Annotated in this window: 14 protein-coding genes and 1 other RNA gene; 14 read left to right on the top strand and 1 reads right to left on the bottom strand. The window is 64.3% G+C overall.

Annotated features, from left to right (window positions below; translation table 11 throughout):
• The first annotated feature begins 55 nt into the window (after positions 1-55).
• The 9 genes from gdhA (at position 56) to ssrA (ending at position 11755) form a co-directional block, all read left to right on the top strand.
• The gene (gdhA, locus tag HMPREF1478_RS00435) at positions 56-1417 is read left to right on the top strand and encodes an NADP-specific glutamate dehydrogenase (RefSeq protein WP_016460119.1); all 1362 of its coding nucleotides are present in this window, start codon (positions 56-58) and stop codon (positions 1415-1417) included.
• 135 nt (positions 1418-1552) lie between these two features.
• On the top strand, positions 1553-2674 hold the full coding sequence (prfB, locus tag HMPREF1478_RS00430) for a peptide chain release factor 2 (protein ID WP_016460118.1): 1122 nt from the start codon (positions 1553-1555) through the stop codon (positions 2672-2674).
• Positions 2675-2865: 191 nt separating this feature from the next.
• The gene (gene ftsE, locus HMPREF1478_RS00425; RefSeq protein ID WP_016460117.1) at positions 2866-3555 is read left to right on the top strand and encodes a cell division ATP-binding protein FtsE; all 690 of its coding nucleotides are present in this window, start codon (positions 2866-2868) and stop codon (positions 3553-3555) included.
• Between the two features lie 5 nt (positions 3556-3560).
• Positions 3561-4475 (top strand): permease-like cell division protein FtsX, encoded by a 915-nt coding sequence (gene ftsX / locus HMPREF1478_RS00420; RefSeq protein ID WP_016460116.1) that lies wholly within the window; start codon positions 3561-3563, stop codon positions 4473-4475.
• A 5-nt stretch (positions 4476-4480) separates the two neighbouring features.
• A complete protein-coding gene (locus HMPREF1478_RS00415) occupies positions 4481-5755 on the top strand; it encodes a M23 family metallopeptidase (protein ID WP_016460115.1) in 1275 nt (424 codons plus the stop codon).
• Between the two features lie 85 nt (positions 5756-5840).
• Positions 5841-6368, top strand: coding sequence for an SsrA-binding protein SmpB (gene smpB / locus HMPREF1478_RS00410; protein ID WP_016460114.1), 528 nt, complete (start codon positions 5841-5843; stop codon positions 6366-6368).
• Positions 6369-6386: 18 nt separating this feature from the next.
• Entirely contained in the window at positions 6387-9077 is a 2691-nt protein-coding gene (locus HMPREF1478_RS00405) for a YhgE/Pip domain-containing protein (RefSeq protein WP_016460113.1), read from the top strand.
• Positions 9074-11278, top strand: a complete 2205-nt coding sequence (locus tag HMPREF1478_RS00400) for a YhgE/Pip domain-containing protein (protein ID WP_016460112.1) — start codon at positions 9074-9076, stop codon at positions 11276-11278. The genes HMPREF1478_RS00405 and HMPREF1478_RS00400 overlap by 4 nt, the downstream gene beginning before the upstream one ends.
• 99 nt (positions 11279-11377) lie before the next feature.
• Positions 11378-11755: a transfer-messenger RNA gene (ssrA, locus tag HMPREF1478_RS10145) on the top strand.
• A 139-nt stretch (positions 11756-11894) separates the two neighbouring features.
• On the opposite strand, the gene HMPREF1478_RS00395 is transcribed toward ssrA, so the two are convergent.
• Positions 11895-12155 (bottom strand): hypothetical protein, encoded by a 261-nt coding sequence (locus tag HMPREF1478_RS00395; protein ID WP_034474755.1) that lies wholly within the window; start codon positions 12153-12155, stop codon positions 11895-11897.
• A 449-nt stretch (positions 12156-12604) separates the two neighbouring features.
• Here HMPREF1478_RS00395 and HMPREF1478_RS00390 point away from each other — a divergent pair, with 449 nt between their 5' ends.
• From HMPREF1478_RS00390 to HMPREF1478_RS00370, 5 genes are all read left to right on the top strand, one after another.
• On the top strand, positions 12605-13999 hold the full coding sequence (locus HMPREF1478_RS00390; protein WP_016460110.1) for an SNIPE associated domain-containing protein: 1395 nt from the start codon (positions 12605-12607) through the stop codon (positions 13997-13999).
• A gap of 172 nt (positions 14000-14171) precedes the next feature.
• Positions 14172-15848 (top strand): FAD-dependent oxidoreductase, encoded by a 1677-nt coding sequence (locus tag HMPREF1478_RS00385; RefSeq protein ID WP_016460109.1) that lies wholly within the window; start codon positions 14172-14174, stop codon positions 15846-15848.
• Positions 15849-16062: 214 nt separating this feature from the next.
• Positions 16063-16242: a DUF8730 family Cys-rich protein gene (locus HMPREF1478_RS00380; RefSeq protein ID WP_016460108.1), complete on the top strand. Its 180-nt coding sequence runs from the start codon at positions 16063-16065 to the stop codon at positions 16240-16242.
• A gap of 123 nt (positions 16243-16365) precedes the next feature.
• A complete protein-coding gene (locus tag HMPREF1478_RS00375; protein WP_016460107.1) occupies positions 16366-16731 on the top strand; it encodes a hypothetical protein in 366 nt (121 codons plus the stop codon).
• A gap of 273 nt (positions 16732-17004) precedes the next feature.
• Complete coding sequence (locus tag HMPREF1478_RS00370) at positions 17005-17226, top strand: hypothetical protein (protein WP_016460106.1); 222 nt, start codon at positions 17005-17007, stop codon at positions 17224-17226.
• The last annotated feature ends 180 nt before the right edge of the window (positions 17227-17406 follow it).

Below are 17406 nucleotides of genomic sequence, written 5' to 3'. Positions count from 1 at the left end.
TCACATTGTGGGACGGCGAGGGACGCTCGGGTAAACGAAACGTAAACTTTAGGCCATGAGCAGCTTTGATACATCTCGTCTTTCCCCCGCGCTGGCCTCCGTTTTCGAATCCGTTCAGCGCCGTGATCCCGCCCAGGCCGAGTTCCACCAGGCCGTCTACGAGGTCCTCCTGACCATCGCGCCCCTCGCCGAGCGTCACCCCGAGTACGCCGACCTGGCCATCATCGACCGCATCGTGGAGCCCGAGCGTCAGCTCCAGTTCCGCGTCCCGTGGGCAGACGACAAGGGCAACATCCACGTGAACCGCGGCTTCCGTGTCCAGTTCAACTCTGCGCTCGGCCCCTACAAGGGCGGCCTGCGCTTCCACCCCTCCGTGAACCTGTCCATCATCAAGTTCCTCGGTTTCGAGCAGATCTTCAAGAACGCCCTGACCGGCCTGCCCATGGGTGGCGGCAAGGGTGGCGCGGACTTCGACCCCAAGGGCAAGTCCGATGCCGAGGTTATGCGCTTCTGCCAGTCCTTCATGACTGAGCTCTCCCGCCACATCGGCCCCGACACCGACGTGCCCGCTGGCGACATCGGCGTGGGCGGCCGCGAGATCGGCTACATGTTCGGCCAGTACAAGCGCCTTAAGAACCGCTTCGACGCGGGCGTCCTGACCGGCAAGGGTCTGACCTGGGGCGGTTCGTTCGCGCGTACCGAGGCCACCGGTTACGGCCTCGTCTACTTCGCCGCCGAGATGCTCGCCGCGAAGGGCACCAGCTTCGACGGCAAGCGCGTCGTGGTGTCCGGCTCGGGCAACGTGGCGATCTACGCGACCGAGAAGGCCCAGCAGCTGGGCGCGACCGTCGTCGCCGTCTCCGACTCCTCCGGCTACGTCGTGGACGAGGCCGGCATTGACGTCGCGCTGCTCAAGGACGTCAAGGAGGTGCGTCGTGGACGCGTCTCCGACTACGCTGCCGAGCGCCCCGGAGCCGTCTTCGTGGCCGACGGCTCCATCTGGGACGTCCCCTGTGACGTGGCCCTGCCCTGCGCGACCCAGAACGAGCTGCCGCTGTCCGGCGTTCAGAGCCTCATCAAGAACGGCGTCCAGCTGGTCGCCGAGGGCGCGAACATGCCGACCACCCCCGAGGCGATCGAGGCCCTGCAGGCGGCGGGCGTCGCCTACGCCCCCGGCAAGGCTTCCAACGCGGGTGGCGTGGCCACCTCCGGCCTCGAGATGCAGCAGAACTCGGGCCGCACCCAGTGGCCTTTCGAGGAGACCGACGCCAAGCTCCACCAGATCATGGTCGACATCCACGCGAACACCGTCGCCACCGCCGAGGAATACGGTGTGGCTGGCGACTACGTGGCCGGCGCGAACCTGGCGGGCTTCCGCAAGGTGGCCGACGCGATGGTCGCGATGGGTCTCATCTGATCCGCTTCTTGTTGGTGCCCCGGCGTCTTACTGGCGTCGGGGCACCGTCGTCTCTGCCGCTGGCGGGGGAGTAAGCCCTGCCACCACAGCGCCGTAGCATTCCTCGTTGGCGGCCCGATCCGCTACCCTGGATGGGTGGCCATTGAATTTTCTGAAGAGATCCCGTCCCTGCGCACCACCATGGAGAACATCCTCGCGGTCGTGCAGCCGGACAAGCTGCGCGCGCAGATCGCCGAGCTGAATGAGAAGGCGGCCGCGCCCGACCTGTGGGACGACCCGAGCGCCGCCCAGGCTGTCACGAGCGCGCTCAGCCACCGCCAGAGCGAGCTCGATCGCGTCACGCAGATGAGCGAGCGCATCGACGACCTGGAGGCCATGGTGGACATGGCCGCCGAGGACCCGGACGAGAGCGCCGACATCCTGGCCGAGGCCGAGGCTGATCTGGAGAAGCTCCGCAAGGACTTGAGTGACCTGGAGATCCGCACGCTGCTGGACGGCGAGTACGACGAGCGCAATGCCGTCATTACGATCCGAAGCGGCGCGGGCGGCGTGGATGCCGCCGACTTCGCCGAGATCCTCCTGCGCATGTACCTGCGTTGGGCGGAGCGTCACGGCTACCCGACGAAGGTCATGGATACGTCCTACGCTGAAGAAGCCGGCCTGAAGTCGGCGACCTTCGAGGTCCAGGCCCCCTATGCCTACGGCACGCTGAGCGTCGAGGCCGGCACCCACCGCCTCGTGCGTATCAGCCCCTTCGATAACCAGGGCCGCCGCCAGACGTCTTTCGCTGCCGTCGAGGTCATTCCTCTGATCGAGACGACGGACCACATCGAGATTCCCGAGTCGGAGCTGAAGGTCGACGTCTTCCGCTCCTCGGGCCCCGGTGGTCAGTCCGTGAACACGACCGACTCGGCCGTGCGTATGACCCACATCCCGACGGGCATCGTCGTGTCCATGCAGGATGAGAAATCGCAGATCCAGAACCGCGCGGCCGCTCTGCGCGTCCTGCAGTCCCGCCTCCTCGTCCTGCGCCACGAGGAAGAGCAGGCGAAGAAGAAGGAGCTCGCCGGCGACGTCAAGGCGTCGTGGGGCGACCAGATGCGCTCCTACGTCCTCCAGCCGTATCAGATGGTCAAGGACCTGCGCACCGAGTACGAGTCCGGCAATCCCCAGTCCGTCTTCGACGGCGACATCGACGGCTTCATCAACGCCGGTATCCGCTGGCGCAAGAACGAGCAGAACGCCGCCCAGGACTGAGCAGCGCGTCAACGCATCACCCGGCCCCGGCCTCGTCAATCTATGCACGAGGCCGGGGCCGCGTGCGTGTCCAAGGCATCCCAGGCGGAGGGCTGAGTGACACACCGGCGGTTTTCCGCGTGTCGCAGCCGGGTCGTGACACGATCGTTACCTAATCTGACAGGGACTATTGACCCCGATCGGACGGTCCCATGATTCGTTTTGAAGATGTCACCATGGTGTACACGCCAGGTGCCCAGCCCGCGCTGGACCACGTCTCGCTGGAGGTGGAACGCGAAGAATTCGTGTTCCTCGTCGGCAAGTCGGGTTCCGGCAAGTCCACGTTCCTGCAGCTCGTCATGCGCGAGATGAAGGCGACCAGCGGCAAGGTGTGGGTGCTCGGCAAGGACGTGTCCAAGCTGTCCACGTGGGCGGTCCCGAAGCTGCGCCGCCAGATCGGCACGGTCTTCCAGGACTTCCGACTGCTGCCTTCTAAGACCGTGTACGAGAACGTCGCGCTGGCCATGCAGGTCATCGGAAAGCCGCGTCATGCGATCGAGACGGCCGTCCCGGACGCCCTCGATCTCGTGGGTCTGTCCGGCAAGGAGTCGCGTCTGCCGCACGAACTCTCCGGCGGTGAGGAGCAGCGCGTCGCTATCGCGCGCGCCATGGTGAATCGTCCCGAGCTGCTGCTGGCGGATGAGCCCACCGGCAACCTGGATCCGGAGACGTCGCTGGGCATCATGCGTCTCCTGGATCGAATCAATCGCACGGGCACGACCGTCGTCATGGCCACCCACGACGCGGACATCGTCAACCAGATGCGTAAGCGAGTCATCGAGCTTGAGGCCGGCGACGTCGTTCGCGATCAGAACCGCGGCGTCTACGGGGCCGGGAGGTAACACCAGTGAAACTTCGTTTTATTCTGTCCGAGGTCGGCAAGGGCCTGTCGCGTAACCGCGCGATGAGCGTTGCCGTCATCCTCGTGACCTTCGTGTCCCTCCTCTTCGTGGGCATCGCGGGCCTGACCCAGATGCAGGTGTCCAAGATGAAGTCGGAGTGGTACGACAAGATCGAGGTCACCATCTACATGTGCGCCATCAACGACGCAGCCCCGAATTGCAACGCAACCGAGGCGACCGATGCGCAGATCGACGCGGTGCGCCAAAAGCTGGCTTCCGCCGAGATGAGCCCGTACGTGGCGAACGTGTACGAGGAGACGAAGGAAGAGGCCTACGAGAACTTCAAGCGTCTCAACGGTAACGATGCGCTGACCCAGTGGACCACGCCGGACATGCTCCAGTTCGCGTTCCGCATCAAGCTGGTCAACCCCGAGCAGTACTCGGTGGTCAAGGAGGAATTCTCCGGGACTCCCGGCGTGTCCGAGGTCCGCGACCAGCGCGAGGTCGTTGAGCCCCTGTTCCGCGTCCTGGGCGCCGCTCGCACGGCCGCCCTGGGCCTCGGCGCGATCATGGTCGTCGCGGCGATCCTGCTGATCTCGACGACGATCCGCCTGAGCGCGATGAGCCGCGAGCAGGAAACGCAGATCATGCGATACGTCGGTGCCTCGAACCTGTTCATTCAGGCCCCCTTCATGATTGAGGGCGCGCTGGCCGCGCTGGTGGGCGCTGTGTTCGCGATCGGCTCGCTGTTCGCCGGCGTCCACTTCATCGTCCAGGGGTGGATGGCCCCCTCCTTTAAGTGGACGAACTTTATCGGTATGGGCGAGGTGGCGATCATGACGCCGATCCTCGTCCTGGCAGCGGTTGCGCTGGCGGTTATCGCGTCGGCGTTCTCGCTCGCGAAGTACACGAAGGCGTAAGTCTCATGTCCCGTTTCCTGCATCATCGTGGCCGTCGCGCGCTGCGTGTCGGCGCGCTCGCTCTGGCGGTGGCGTCCTTCGCGGCGATGAGTCAGGCGTTGCCTGCTCGTGCCGACGACGAGCGCGACGCCGCCGCGAACGCAGCCGCAGAGGCTGAGGCGACGGTCAATGCTTTGCAGTCACAGCTGGAGGGCATCGACGCGTCGCTCGCGCAGGTCTTCATCGACCTGCAGGCTCTCAACGGGCAGATTCCGGTGGCGCAGGCCGCCTACGAGAGTGCGACCGCGACGTACGACGCGAAGTCGCGTGAGCACGCGACGATCCTGGGCGAGCTGAATGCCGCCCAGGGCGAGCAGAACCGCATCGACCAGTCGCTAACTGCGGCCACCACGCAGGCCGACGACGCTCAGCGTGCGATTGCCGATCTGGTGCGTCGCAAGTACCGCGAAGGCAACGTTGATCCTGTCGCCGTGGCCCTGACCGCGGGTGGTACGGAGTCGATTACCGACCGTGCGGCGGCCGCCGACATGGCGCTGCGCACGGAGAGCCAGACGATGACCGCCGCGCTGGATGTCTCCTCGTCCCAGCGCACGCAGGCCACTCGTCAGAACGCGATCACGGACCGTATTTCCGACCTGGAGGAGAAGGCCGCGCAGGCCGAGGCCGAGGCGAAGGCTGCGAAGAGCGAGGCTGACTCCAAGCTCACGGAGCTCAATAACCTGAAGACGCAGGCGCAGGCCAAGCAGGCCGAGTGGGATGCCCAGAAGGGCCAGGTTCAGGCCTCGCTCGACCAGGCCGAAGCGGACTATCAGGCGCGCAGCGCGGAGCTCGCGGCGATTGATGCCGCAAACATCGCGTCGGGGGCCTCCTACGTGTCGGCCTCGGGCTTCCGTAGCCCGCTCGACATTCCGATCGTCGTGACCAGCCCCTTTGGCATGCGCTACCACCCGGTCCTGGGCGTCATGAAGGGCCACTCGGGCACCGACATGGCCGCCGACTGTGGCACGATCATTCGCGCCGTGGCCTCGGGCTACGTCAACGCGGTGTCCTCGGACTACTCGGCGGGCAACTACGTGGACATCAACCACGGCCTCGTCGGTGGTAACTCCGTCATCACCGAGTACCTGCACATGCAGGCCCAGTACGTGTCTCCGGGGCAGTACGTGAACGCGGGCGACGCGCTGGGTGAGGTCGGCTCGACCGGCTACGCGACCGGATGCCACCTGCATTTTGGTGTCATTCAGAACGGAAGCTACGTTGAACCGATGGATTATTTGTAATCCGCGTTAGGATGGACCCTCGTAGCGTTTTGCTACGGGGGTCTTTCCGCACGTTGCGCGGAAAACGAGTCTGAAAGGAGGCAGCATGCCCAAGGATTGGAAGAAGCCCAAGCCCACGGAGGGGCAGCGCGCTAAGGCTGCCTCCGACGCGAAGAAGACGATTGCCCGCAACAAGAAGGCGCGCCACGACTACACGATTGAGGACACGTGGGAGGCCGGCCTGGCTCTCATGGGCACCGAGGTGAAGGCGCTGCGCATGGGGCGCGCCTCCCTCGTGGATTCGTGGGTCGAGATCAACGGGGGAGAGGCGTGGCTCTACGGCGCCAATATTCCCCTGTACTCGCAGGGCTCGTGGACGAACCACGCGCCCACGCGCAAGCGCAAGCTGCTGCTGCACCGCGCGGAGATCGACCGTATGCAGGACCGGGTGGCCGCGAAGGGCTACACGATCGTGCCCCTGGAGCTCTACTTCATCGGCGGCCGCGTCAAGGTCGAAATCGCCCTGGCCAAGGGCAAGCAGGAGTGGGATAAGCGTCAGGCGCTGCGCGAAAAGCAGGATCAGCGCGAGGCCGAGCGGGCGATGCGCCGCTACGTGAAGCAGGCCCGCCGATAGGGGAAAGAAGGCGATTCCGTGCGGGGTCCCGTCAGGATTTTTCGTCGTGATCTGCTGAGGCTGGTACGTGTACCGGCCGCATGGATTGTCATCATCGGTATGGCGTTCGTGCCCGCGCTCTACGCGTGGTTCAACATCGTCGGGTTCTGGAATCCGTACTCGCAGACCTCCCACATCCGCGTGGCGGTGGCGAACGAGGACGAGGGCGCGACCAAGGACCGGATCGGCACCGTGAACGTGGGTGCGATGCTGGAAACTCAGCTGAAGCAGAACGATCAGCTGGGCTGGCACTTCGTGAGCGCGGACGAGGCCCGCGCGGAGGTCGAGCGCGGCGATTCCTACGCGGCCTTCATCATCCCGGCGTCTTTCTCGCGCGACCTGACGGGCATCGTTGACGGAACCTACGTCAAGCCAAATATCCAGTATTACGTCAACGAGAAGAACAACGCGGTCGCCCCGAAGATCACGGGGGCGGGTGCGACGGCGCTGGATCGCCAGATCAATTCCGCGTTCGTCTCGACGGTGGCCAAGGTTTTGTCGGAGAAGGCGTCCGAGGCCGGGGTGAGCATCGCGAACAACGCTGACCAGAAGCGTTCGGACGTGTCCGCGTCGGTGTCCGAGGCCTCGGCCAAGCTCGGCAGTGCCTCGCAGACCCTGGACGGCATGGGGGAGAAGATTGACGCGGCGAAGGCCTCGGTGGCCTCGGCGCGCGGCACCCTGGGTGAGCTGGATAGCGCGGCTTCGGATCTGTCGGCGTCGCTGGACCAAGCGGACCAGCTTGTGAGCGACTCGCGCACGTCGCTGGCCTCATTCTCGAGCCAGATGGGCGGGGCTCTTGATGGCCTGTCCTCGAATGCGGCGAGCGCCCTGGCGGGTGTCTCGGCCGACGCAGGCACCCTTGACGGTGCCGTGCAGGGCGCCACCGGGCGCGTCGGTGGGCTGCTCACTGAGGGTGCGTCGATTAACGACTCGGTGGGCGAGGTGCTCGCGGATCTGAACGCCCTGGGGATCGGGAACCTGCCCGCTGCAGGCACGGCACTGAACGACCTGACGAACCAGAACGCTGCGCTGTCCACGGCCCTGAGTAGCCTGACGACCCTCAACTCGGATCTCTCGTCAACTTCCTCGTCGATCACGACCGCGCTCACGTCGGCGTCCGACGCGTCAGTGGCCGTGTCGACCGCTGTCACGAACGCGCGCAGTGGCGTCTCCGCCCAGCTGCCCGCCATTTCCTCGGCGCTCGATGATTTTTCGAGCGCGTCCTCCTCGATGCGAGGCTCCCTCGATACACTGCGCAGCCAGCGCGACCAGGTGTCGGGCCTGCTTGACCAGCTCGACTCCCTCCTGGACGGGGCAAAGACGGCGACCCAGACGAGCGCCACGAACGTCGCTGCGATCACGACCGACCTGAACTCGGTGGCCACGGACATCTCCTCGCTGTCCTCCTCGAACACGCTGCGTGACCTCGCGGATTCCCTGGGAGTCAACGCCGAGTCGATCGCCTCCTTCATGGCCTCGCCGACGCAGATCGAGACGAAGGCCGTGTACCCCGTGGCCGCCTACGGTTCGGCGATGGCCCCGCTGTTCACGAACCTGGCGCTGTGGATCGGCGCGTTCTCGCTCGTCCTCCTCCTGAAGCTCGATGTGGATGAGGAGGGCATCGGCCCCACGTCCTCTGCCGCCAAGTACATGGGCCGGTGGATGCTTCTCGCCTTCTTCGGGGTCATTCAGGGGCTCGTTGTGTCGATCGGCGACCTGATTATCGGCGTGCAGACGGTGTCGCGTCCCGCGTTCGTGGGGACGGCGATGATCATCTCGCTGGTGTTTGTGTCGATCGTCTACATGCTCTCGACCTGCTTCCAGCACATCGGCAAGGGCCTGTGCGTCATCATCATGGTCATGCAGATTCCCGGGTCTGCCGGCCTGTATCCGATCGAGATGCTCCCGTCCTTCTTCCGCTTCCTGCACCCGCTGTTCCCCTTCACCTACGGCATTAACGCGCTGCGTGAGATCGTGGCCGGGTTCTATGGGCACACCTACCTGTCGTGCCTGGCGGTTCTCGGTGCCGAGGCGCTGGTTGCCTTCGCGATCGGCCTCGCGCTGCGCCCGTTCCTGGTGAATCTGAACGCGATGATCACCCGCGACCTGGCGTCCTCCGGGCTCTTCCTGGCCGAGGCCACGCGCGTTCCCTCCAACCGCTATCGCCTGACGCAGATCGTGGCGGCCCTGGCCGATCACGACGGCTTCCAGCGCTCGGTGAGCGGCCGTGCCGCGCGCTTCGAACGTCGTTACCCGACGATTCGCCGCATCGCGATCATTCTCGGGGTTATCGTGCCGGTGGCTCTGGCGGTGCTGTCCGTCGCGAATGTGGCGGAGGTGCCGATCATTCTGGGCGCCTGGATCGTCTGGGTCCTCCTCGTCATCACTTTCCTGATTGGACTGGAGTACCTGCGCGAGGCTTTGGCGCGTCAGCAGCTCCTCGGTGCCATGGACGAGCAGGACGTGCGTTCCCTGCTCACCCGCCGCGTGCAGGGCGCGCGATCGCGTCTCGCGCTTGGCGCGGCCGCCGTGGGGGCGTCGATCTCGTCGGCGCTTGCCTCAACCCTGGGTGAGCGCGGGGGAGAGGACGCGGACGAGGCCGGCCCCGGCCTCGTCGATGAGGACGGCGCGGGCGAAGCATCGGAGGCGGCGAAGGGAGAGCAGCAGTGAGGACCATCTGGGCTATCTACCGCGCCGACCTGCGCCGCGCGCATCGTTCCCTGATCGCGAGCGTCGTTGTCTTCGGCCTGGTCGTCATTCCGTCGCTGTTCACGTGGTTCAACGTGGCGGCGTCGTGGGACCCGTTCGGGAACACGAAGAGCCTGCGCATCGCGATTGCAAACACGGACGCGGGCTACAAGTCGGACCTGGTACCGCTGCACGTCAACATCGGCGATTCCGTGGTGTCCGCGCTGCGTAAGAACGACAACTTCGACTGGGTCATCGCGTCCGAGGACGAGGCGGTCGAGGGGACGCGCTCGGGTGAGTACTACGCGGCCATCGTCATCCCGTCGGACTTCTCCCAGGAGATGCTCACCTTCTTCGACGGGGGAGCCTCCTCCGCGCCGATGACCTACTACGTCAACGAGAAGAAGAACGGCATCTCGCCGAAGATCGCCGGGCAGGGTGCCGAGGCCGTGAGCGCCCAGGTGAACCAGATCTTCGTGCAGACGCTCTCCGAGGTTGCCCTCGATACGGCGACGTCGGTGGGGGACGCGCTGTCGTCGCCGACCGCAGTCAACACGGTGACGGCCCTCGATAATCGCGTGCAGACGGTCGCCTCGCGCCTGCGTACCGCGGCCGATAGTGCGGATGCCTACGCGTCCCTCGTGGGCTCCTCGGTGACGCTCATCGACTCGACGACCACGCTCGTGAACGGGCTGGGCAGCGCGAAGGGTTCCGCGCAGTCCGCGGTCTCGAGCGCTCAGGCCGGAGCGAGCGGACTCAGATCCGCTGCGTCGGCGGCGGTCTCCGCGGTATCCGACGCGATCTCCTCCTCGCAGTCCTCGCTGTCCTCCCTGTCGAACGCCGTCGAGAACGTGTATGCGAACGGCTCGACGAGCGCATCGGACGCAGCCTCGACGCTGCGCTCGCAGGCCTCCGTGCTGGACACGCAGGCCGCCAGCTTCGCGTCGATCAAGTCGACGCTCGCGGCGCTGCCGGGCTCGCCTGTCTCCCAGTCCTCGCTGGATCGCTTGCAGGCCGCTTCCGACCGTCTGACGGCGGTTGCGAACGGGCTGCGTTCCTCCGCCTCCGAGCTGGACTCCAAGGTCGCGAACGCGCAGGCCGGGCATGACACGGTGAACGGCCTGATTGCTCAGGCGCGCTCCGCGGTCGACGGCCTGTCCTCCGACTACGAGACCAACCTGCGGCCCCAGCTCGAATCGCTGGCCTCCACCCTGGCCTCGGCCCAATCCTCGCTGAGCGCCGCCCGCACGTCCCTCGAGGGTGCGACGTCCACGGCCTCGAACGGGAGCGGGAGTGCGCGCGAGGGGCTCACCCAGCTGCACGATAACCTGGCTGGCGCGGCCACGAGCCTGCGCGAGGCCGCCGGAAAGCTCGACTCCCTGCACGCTTCGATCAGCGAGGCGCTTGCCAGTGGCGACCTGACAACGCTCGGGACCATCATCGGGAATAATCCCGAGGCCCTGGCGGCGGCCATCGCGGCCCCTGTCGGCGTGGAGAAGACTCCCGTTTACCCGGTCGCGAACTTCGGCTCCCAGATGGCGCCCTTGTACACGATCCTGGCGCTGTGGGTGGGCTCCATCCTGATGGTCGTGTCGCTGCGCTCGGACGTCACGGACGCCACCGTCGCCGACGGTCTGCCGGAAGGCGACCCGCTGCGCGCGACCCTCACCGCGAAGCCCGTCGGCCTGGCCGCCGGATACCTGGGGCGCTACCTGATCTTTGGGACAATCGCTCTCACGCAGGCGACCCTGGTGGGATTGGGGGACCTGTACTTCCTGAAGGTGCAGCACGCTCACCCGCTGCAGTTCATGGGCACGCTGTGGCTGACCGCCGTCGTGTTCTCCTTCCTCATGTACACGCTCATCGCGACGTTCGGAAATGCGGGTAAGGCCCTGGGCGTGCTGCTCCTGGTCCTGCAGATTTCGGGCGCCGGGGGAGCGTTCCCGCTGGCGATCCTGCCCTCCTTCTTCTCGTCCGTTTCCCCGTTCCTGCCGGCCACGCACGCGATCACGGCGCTGCGTGCGTCGATCGCCGGATACGCGGGCCACGAGTACGGGGACGCCATGTGGTTCCTGGCTTCCTTCATCCTGTTCACCGCGTTCCTGGGGCTGGCTCTGCGCCCGCTGCTGGTGCGCAACAATCGGCGCATGGTGGAAAAGCTGGAGTCGACGAAGCTGCTCTGAGGCTTTGGTTTTCCCTTGACGGGTGGGGACTGCGGGCGTAAACTGATGTGTCCGACGGTCTGCGGTAACGCTGGGCGTCGGGGAGTTGAAAACTCAAGAGGGGATGATCGGTTTCGACAGTGGTCGTCGATCGAAGTGAAGCGAGCCGAGAATGTACGCTCATCTCGTTAACGATGCGTGCAAACCAATAGGTGCCGAACAGAATCGCACCGACTACGTTCTCGCTGCCTGATATCGCAGCCTGAACCTTTAGTCCGTCAGCCCGGGAGTTGCTTCCGGCCCGGTGTCTGGCGTCGTCTAGGGAGCCACTGGGAGTCGCCCATGTTGGTGGGGCGCCTCCGACACTTCATCAACTGAGCCTATCTGGCGGTGTGTCTACGCAATGCTGGGGGCTGAGAAATAAAACCGTAGACTGCGCTCGGAGAAGAATTCGGGGCCGGCTGCTGGACGGGGGTTCGATTCCCCCCATCTCCACAATCACCACCCCGGGCTTCCGTTGGAAGCCCGGGGTTTGTGTGCGTCTCGGGCGCTCCTGTCTGGCGCGACGCGAGCCTCGGTGCCTGTCCGCCGGCGTGCGGCATGGCCTGATCAGGGGTCTCTCTGGCGTGTAGCGAGCCTAGGCGCCCGAGAGCCCCTCGCGCAGTTCCGCCAGTTCTTCGTCGAAGAACCCCACAGATTCTTCGTTGATCGCTGCGAGCCGCTCAACCCAGGCGACCGTGACCGCGCCGTATTTGACGAGCGACGAGACTGCGCCGTCAACGTCGGGGCCGTCGCACTCGAGCATCATACGCAGGTATTCAGCTTCCTCGAGCGCGTTGCGCTGCTCGAGCTCTTCGATGGCGTCTTCAACAAACGTCGTCACTGTGCCGTGGTCCATGCGTTGACGCTAACTGATGAACTACTTTCCCGCATGGTGGCGTACGCGCATCATGCGCGAGGACGTTTGGTACTTTCGTGGATGGAGCGAGGATTCCCCCTGGGCTAGTTGTGAAATAATCAACCGTCAGAAGGCCCGGAAGTGGGCCTCGCTCCTTGTTCGTCTCGAAGAGGAGTCTCTCCACAGTTCTTCGCATCGGCATCTATGAGGAACAAGCGTCGTATCAGCTGTGTTCAACTCGCTTGGGGGTTAGTTTGGGGAAGTGCGGCGAATTCTCTTATGTCGTGATACCTCAGGTCCGCCCCGACTCCCCTCAGTGCGGAGCTGCGCGATCCGCGGTCAGTGCAACGAAGCGATACTCATGCTCAGCACATGGGTATGCTTATACCTGAAAACTATCACTGATAAGGTAAGCTGCGTCATACAACTTATGAGGAGGCGAAGACGCCATGCCCATCTTCGGAGGCAAACAAATCGCAGAACTGCAGCAGAAACTCGCGATTGGTGAACAGCAGTACAACGACGCGCAACGCACCATCGCCGAGTTGTCGGGCCTCATCGAGCGGGCAGGTGGCGGCGAGATTACGAGAATGCGCGCCCTTGTCGAACAGACGCGCCGAGAGCAGGAAGCCGCTATCGCGTCTCTCCGCCAGCAGCATGAGCAGCATGCCAAGCAACTCGCTCAGGGGCAGGCAGCTGCGGAGAAGCGCCTTCGCGATATCAACATGGAAGTTGAAAGGAGCGCGGCGAAACTCGAGCGCGTCAAAGCGAAGACCATGGAGCAGAAGGCGGAGCTGCACGCCCTAGGGATCCGCTACGACGAGGGTATCAAGATGCTTGATGTTGGGTGGACCGACTACGAAAGTCCCGCCGCCTCCTCGGTCGCTCTGAAAGGTCAGCTTGATGAGGTTCGAGCCACGATCAAGGAGATGATCCGTACAGGTGCCGCAGTAGATGCGAGTGAAACCTTTACCTTCAACGACTCCAAGGCGAAGGGCCGCAAGTTCGTCCACGACATGGCGAAAATGATGCTCCGCGCCTACAACGCCGAGGCGGAGAACTGCGTCCTCACCGTTAAGGCAGGTAACGGGAACGTTGCCCGCAACCGACTCGAAAGAGCCCGGGATCAGATAGTCAAACTTGGCGCACTCATCAACCTCCAGATCAATTTCCACTACCACCGGCTGCGCATCAAGGAACTTGAACTCACGCTCCAGTACCAGAATGCCAAGAAAGCTGAGAAAGAAGCTGAGCGGGAAGAGCGCGCACGGCTACGCGAACAAGCGCGCGCTGAGAAGGAACTCCGGGCCGAACGCGAACGTCTCGAAAAAGAACGCCAGCACTACCTCAATGTCCTCAAAGCCGTTGAGGAGGCGGGCAACAGTACCGAAGCGGAGAAGTTGCGCCAGCAGCTCGCCGAGATCGAAGAAGGCATCAACGATGTCGAAAAACGGGAGGCCAACAGCCGTGCTGGATATGTCTACGTCATCTCGAACATTGGGTCTTTCGGCGAACGTATGGTCAAGATCGGTATGACACGCCGCCTCGACCCCATGGATCGTGTCCGTGAACTCGGAGATGCGTCCGTGCCATTCAACTTTGATGTCCACGCCTTGTTCTTCTCCGATGACGCTGTAAGCGTCGAAACTGAGCTGCACCACCGCTTTGCAGCCAAACGTGTCAACCGCATCAACGCGCGGCGCGAGTTCTTTTACGCTACCCCCGCAGAGGTTCGTGAAGCCCTCAAAGACATTGCCGGGAACCTTCTCGAATTCACTGAAGAACCAGAAGCGGAACAGTATCGACTCAGCCTTGAAGAAGCACGAGCATCTGCTCGACGCTGAGGCGGCACAGCCGTGAGAACCTGGAACCCCGGGTTTCCGTTGGAATCCCGGGGTTTTCTGTGCCTGGAAGCGGTAGAAGAGCTTGCCGAGACCTCGCGTTTTCAGATTCTCCAGCGGGTATCATCGAAACAGTCAAAGAAGACCCGTCCTCAAGCCAGAAAGTGAGCCGCACATGCGAGTAGTAGTCGTCGGAGGAGTCGCCGGTGGCATGAGCGCGGCAGCGCGCCTGCGCAGGCGCGACGAGGGCGCCGAGATCATCGTGCTGGAGCGCAGCAAATACGTGTCCTTCGCGAACTGCGGGCTCCCGTACTACGTCGGCGGCGAGATCGAAGACCCCGCCAAACTCCTCCTCCACACCCCGCAATCACTCAAGGCTGCCCTCAACCTCGACGTGCGCATCAACTCCGAGGCCACCGCGATCGACCCCGGAGCCCACAGCGTCCAGGTCACCAACACGGAGACGGGCGACACCTACGAGCTCACCTACGACTACCTCATCCTCTCCCCGGGAGCCCTCGCAAGCAGGCCCCCGATCGACGGCCTCGACTCCCCGCGCGTGCACACCCTGCGCACGGTCGACGACGCCCTCGCCCTGCGCGAGGCCTCGGGCATGCGAGCGGTCGTCCTCGGCGCCGGTTTCATCGGCATCGAGGCCACCGAAGCCCTCGCACAGCGAGGCTTCGAGACCCACCTCGTCGAGTTCGCCGAACACGTCCTGCCGCCCCTCGAAGTCGAGATGGCCACGCTGGTCACGCAGGAGCTGCGCGCCCTCGGCGTGTACGTTCACGCCGGCGTCGCCGCCCAGTCCATCACCCGCGGCGACGACTACGACTCCGTGACACTCTCCGACGGCACCGTGCTGGACGCCGACGTCATCGTCCTGTCGACCGGCGTCCGCCCCGACACCGCCTTTGCCGAGGCCGCGGGCATCGAGACCAGCCGCGGCTACATCCTCGTTGATGAGCATGGGCGTACGAGTGCAAGCGACGTCTACGCGGTCGGTGACGGCACGATCAGTCGCGACCACGAACGCCCCGTCGCCCTGGCCGGACCCGCGAACCGCGGGGGACGCCTCGTCGCCGACGCGATCGCTGACGCGCAGCACGGCGAGGCCACCGCGCGCCCCATCCCGCGCCCCCAGGGCACGGCGATCGTCCGGATCGGGAGCCTGACCGTCGCCATGACTGGCGCCAACCGCGAGACCCTGGACGCCTCGCGCACGGAGTACTTCACGGTGCATACGCACGCCAACCAGCACGCGGGCTATTTCCCCGGTGCCAAACCCGTGCACATCCTCATGCATGTGGGCACCGACGGACAGATTCTCGGCGCGCAAGCCGTGGGCGCCGACGGCGTGGACCGCCGCATCGACGTCATCGCGACCGCCATGCGAGCGGGCCTGAAGGCGACGGACCTGATCGACCTGGACCTCGCCTACGCGCCGCCCTACGGCCAGGCCAAGGACCCCGTCAATCAGACCGGCATGGTCGCCCACAATGTCCTGACTGGCCAGCTTGTCCTTACCGGCCCGGAGGCCCTCATCGAAGAGATACCGGTTCTGGACGTGCGCACGGTGGGGGAGTACGCGGCGGGGCACATGCCGAACTCCCTCAACATCCCGCACACGCAGCTGCGCGACCGCCTCGATGAGGTTCAGGCCTGGGTCGACGAGAGCGTCGGCGACCAGCCCTTCGTCGTGATGTGCGCCGCGGGCGTGCGCTCCTGGATCGGCTACCGCATCGTGCGCGCGGCGGGCTTCAACGTCACCATGGCGTCGGGCGGCATCCAGACGCTGCGGGCATGGCTCGGAGAGAAGGCCGAGGCCGTGCTGGTCACCGGGAAGGAATAAGCATGAGGATTCCTGCCTCGCAAACGACCCCGCGTCGGAGATCGAAGCAGTAGAATCTCTAGTCACAACCGGGAGCGTCCCGATCAACAAACCCGAGCACTCGGTCCTCCGACTGGCCTCATGCGATGGTGCAACCAGCCTGAGAGCGCAAGCTCGCAACACCATGCACCGGGTCCAACGAGGGGCTCGAGGCGCGACAACGAAGGAGACAATCATGTGTCGACCCACTACCTGCGAGGTATGCGGAAAGATCACCTGGAAGGGCTGCGGCAAGCACATCGACTCGGTGAAGGAAGAGGTTCCCCCGGATCAGTGGTGCGATAAGAACCATACCGACGAGGAGTACGCCCTCGCTGAGAAAAAGAGCGGTTTCTTCGGTAGTTTCTGCAGCTAGCCTGTGGCCCTGTGGCGGCCTCGTGTGCGCCGCGACGTTCGATGTCGTGCGCCTTTCTCAAGGCATACATGATTGATGTGTCAAAACGGATTATTCCTCGCAGAACGCGGATATGATTGAGCCATGAGGTGGGCGACAAAATCAACGTGGATTCGTATCGCCGTGCTGTTCGGCATCTACCTGCTGGTACCCGCAGCGTGGTTTGGCGTCTCGCGCGTCTCGGACTCGATGGAGATCGTGAAGAGCCTCGCGTTCCTGATCCTGCTCGCGATCAATCCACTCCTAGCGATGGGGTTTGGCGCTTGGGACGGAGCCAAGGAGGGGTTCAGCCTCCTGTGGCTGCTCGCGCCTTTCGTGTGTTTCCTCGCGCCGATGTACCTGTTCTTCAACGACAGCGCCCTCATCTACGGGGTCGGCTATAGTCTGCTCGGCTTCGTCGCCCACGGCGTCGGTGCCTTCATTCATACGCGCCGCGTGCAGCGGGCATAATCGCGCGCACGAGGCCGCTCCGCGCGCTGCACGCGACTACGCGGATAGGTGACGAACATGCGGATAGGTTATGACGATGCGGATAGCTTATTAACCTATCCGCATGCGAATAACCTATCCGGATCTGCACAACCTATCCGCGTGTGTCCTAGCGGATTTGTCCCCGCGCCTAGAAGCCCGTTTCGTCCCGGCCCCGCCTTCTCGGGCGTAGCATTCCCGGTATCGCGACGGCCTAAGGCTCGCGTCACGCACAAGCACACGGAGGTGCTGAGCATGCTGTGGGATTGGAGCGCCCCTCTCGATGACTTCTTCGACAACGCGTTCAACCGAGCCGCCTACGACGGTACGGGCGAGGCGGTCGCACGCGATGACTGCGTCCACGAAGGTGCGTGCGGCACCGGCGCGATCAGCGCCGACATCGTTCCGGTCTGTGCGCACCTCGGACTCGCGCGCCGAGCTATCGCGAATGCGCGTGAGAACAAATTGAGAGTCTGATACCTGGATGGGTACACAGAGGAACGAAGTGACTTGTTTGTGAGGCACACATTCGTAACAGGAGCGCAAGGTTGCGCAGTCTGAATAAGTGTGAAAGTATTTGTGGTCAATGGAAGTGAAAATTTTAATGAGTTTGAGTGTTTTTGCTTTCCTTGATCGTTGGGATACTGTGTTGAGCGA

This window comes from Actinomyces sp. HPA0247, assembly GCA_000411415.1.
Taxonomy (GTDB): Bacteria; Actinomycetota; Actinomycetes; order Actinomycetales; family Actinomycetaceae; genus Pauljensenia.
Note: the sequence above shows the minus strand (reverse complement) of the source record. Positions and strands in the feature narration are given on the sequence as shown.

What these genes read in the sequence shown, in the direction of transcription:
- HMPREF1478_RS00390 (WP_016460110.1), top strand. Translation starts at nt 12,605, where the DNA reads ATGCCCATCTTCGGAGGCAAACAAATCGCAGAACTGCAGCAGAAACTC.
- ftsE (WP_016460117.1), top strand. Translation starts at nt 2,866, where the DNA reads ATGATTCGTTTTGAAGATGTCACCATGGTGTACACGCCAGGTGCCCAG.
- HMPREF1478_RS00375 (WP_016460107.1), top strand. Translation starts at nt 16,366, where the DNA reads ATGAGGTGGGCGACAAAATCAACGTGGATTCGTATCGCCGTGCTGTTC.
- HMPREF1478_RS00380 (WP_016460108.1), top strand. Translation starts at nt 16,063, where the DNA reads ATGTGTCGACCCACTACCTGCGAGGTATGCGGAAAGATCACCTGGAAG.
- HMPREF1478_RS00395 (WP_034474755.1), bottom strand. Translation starts at nt 12,155, where the DNA reads ATGGACCACGGCACAGTGACGACGTTTGTTGAAGACGCCATCGAAGAG.
- HMPREF1478_RS00415 (WP_016460115.1), top strand. Translation starts at nt 4,481, where the DNA reads ATGTCCCGTTTCCTGCATCATCGTGGCCGTCGCGCGCTGCGTGTCGGC.
- HMPREF1478_RS00370 (WP_016460106.1), top strand. Translation starts at nt 17,005, where the DNA reads ATGCTGTGGGATTGGAGCGCCCCTCTCGATGACTTCTTCGACAACGCG.
- smpB (WP_016460114.1), top strand. Translation starts at nt 5,841, where the DNA reads ATGCCCAAGGATTGGAAGAAGCCCAAGCCCACGGAGGGGCAGCGCGCT.
- gdhA (WP_016460119.1), top strand. Translation starts at nt 56, where the DNA reads ATGAGCAGCTTTGATACATCTCGTCTTTCCCCCGCGCTGGCCTCCGTT.
- HMPREF1478_RS00385 (WP_016460109.1), top strand. Translation starts at nt 14,172, where the DNA reads ATGCGAGTAGTAGTCGTCGGAGGAGTCGCCGGTGGCATGAGCGCGGCA.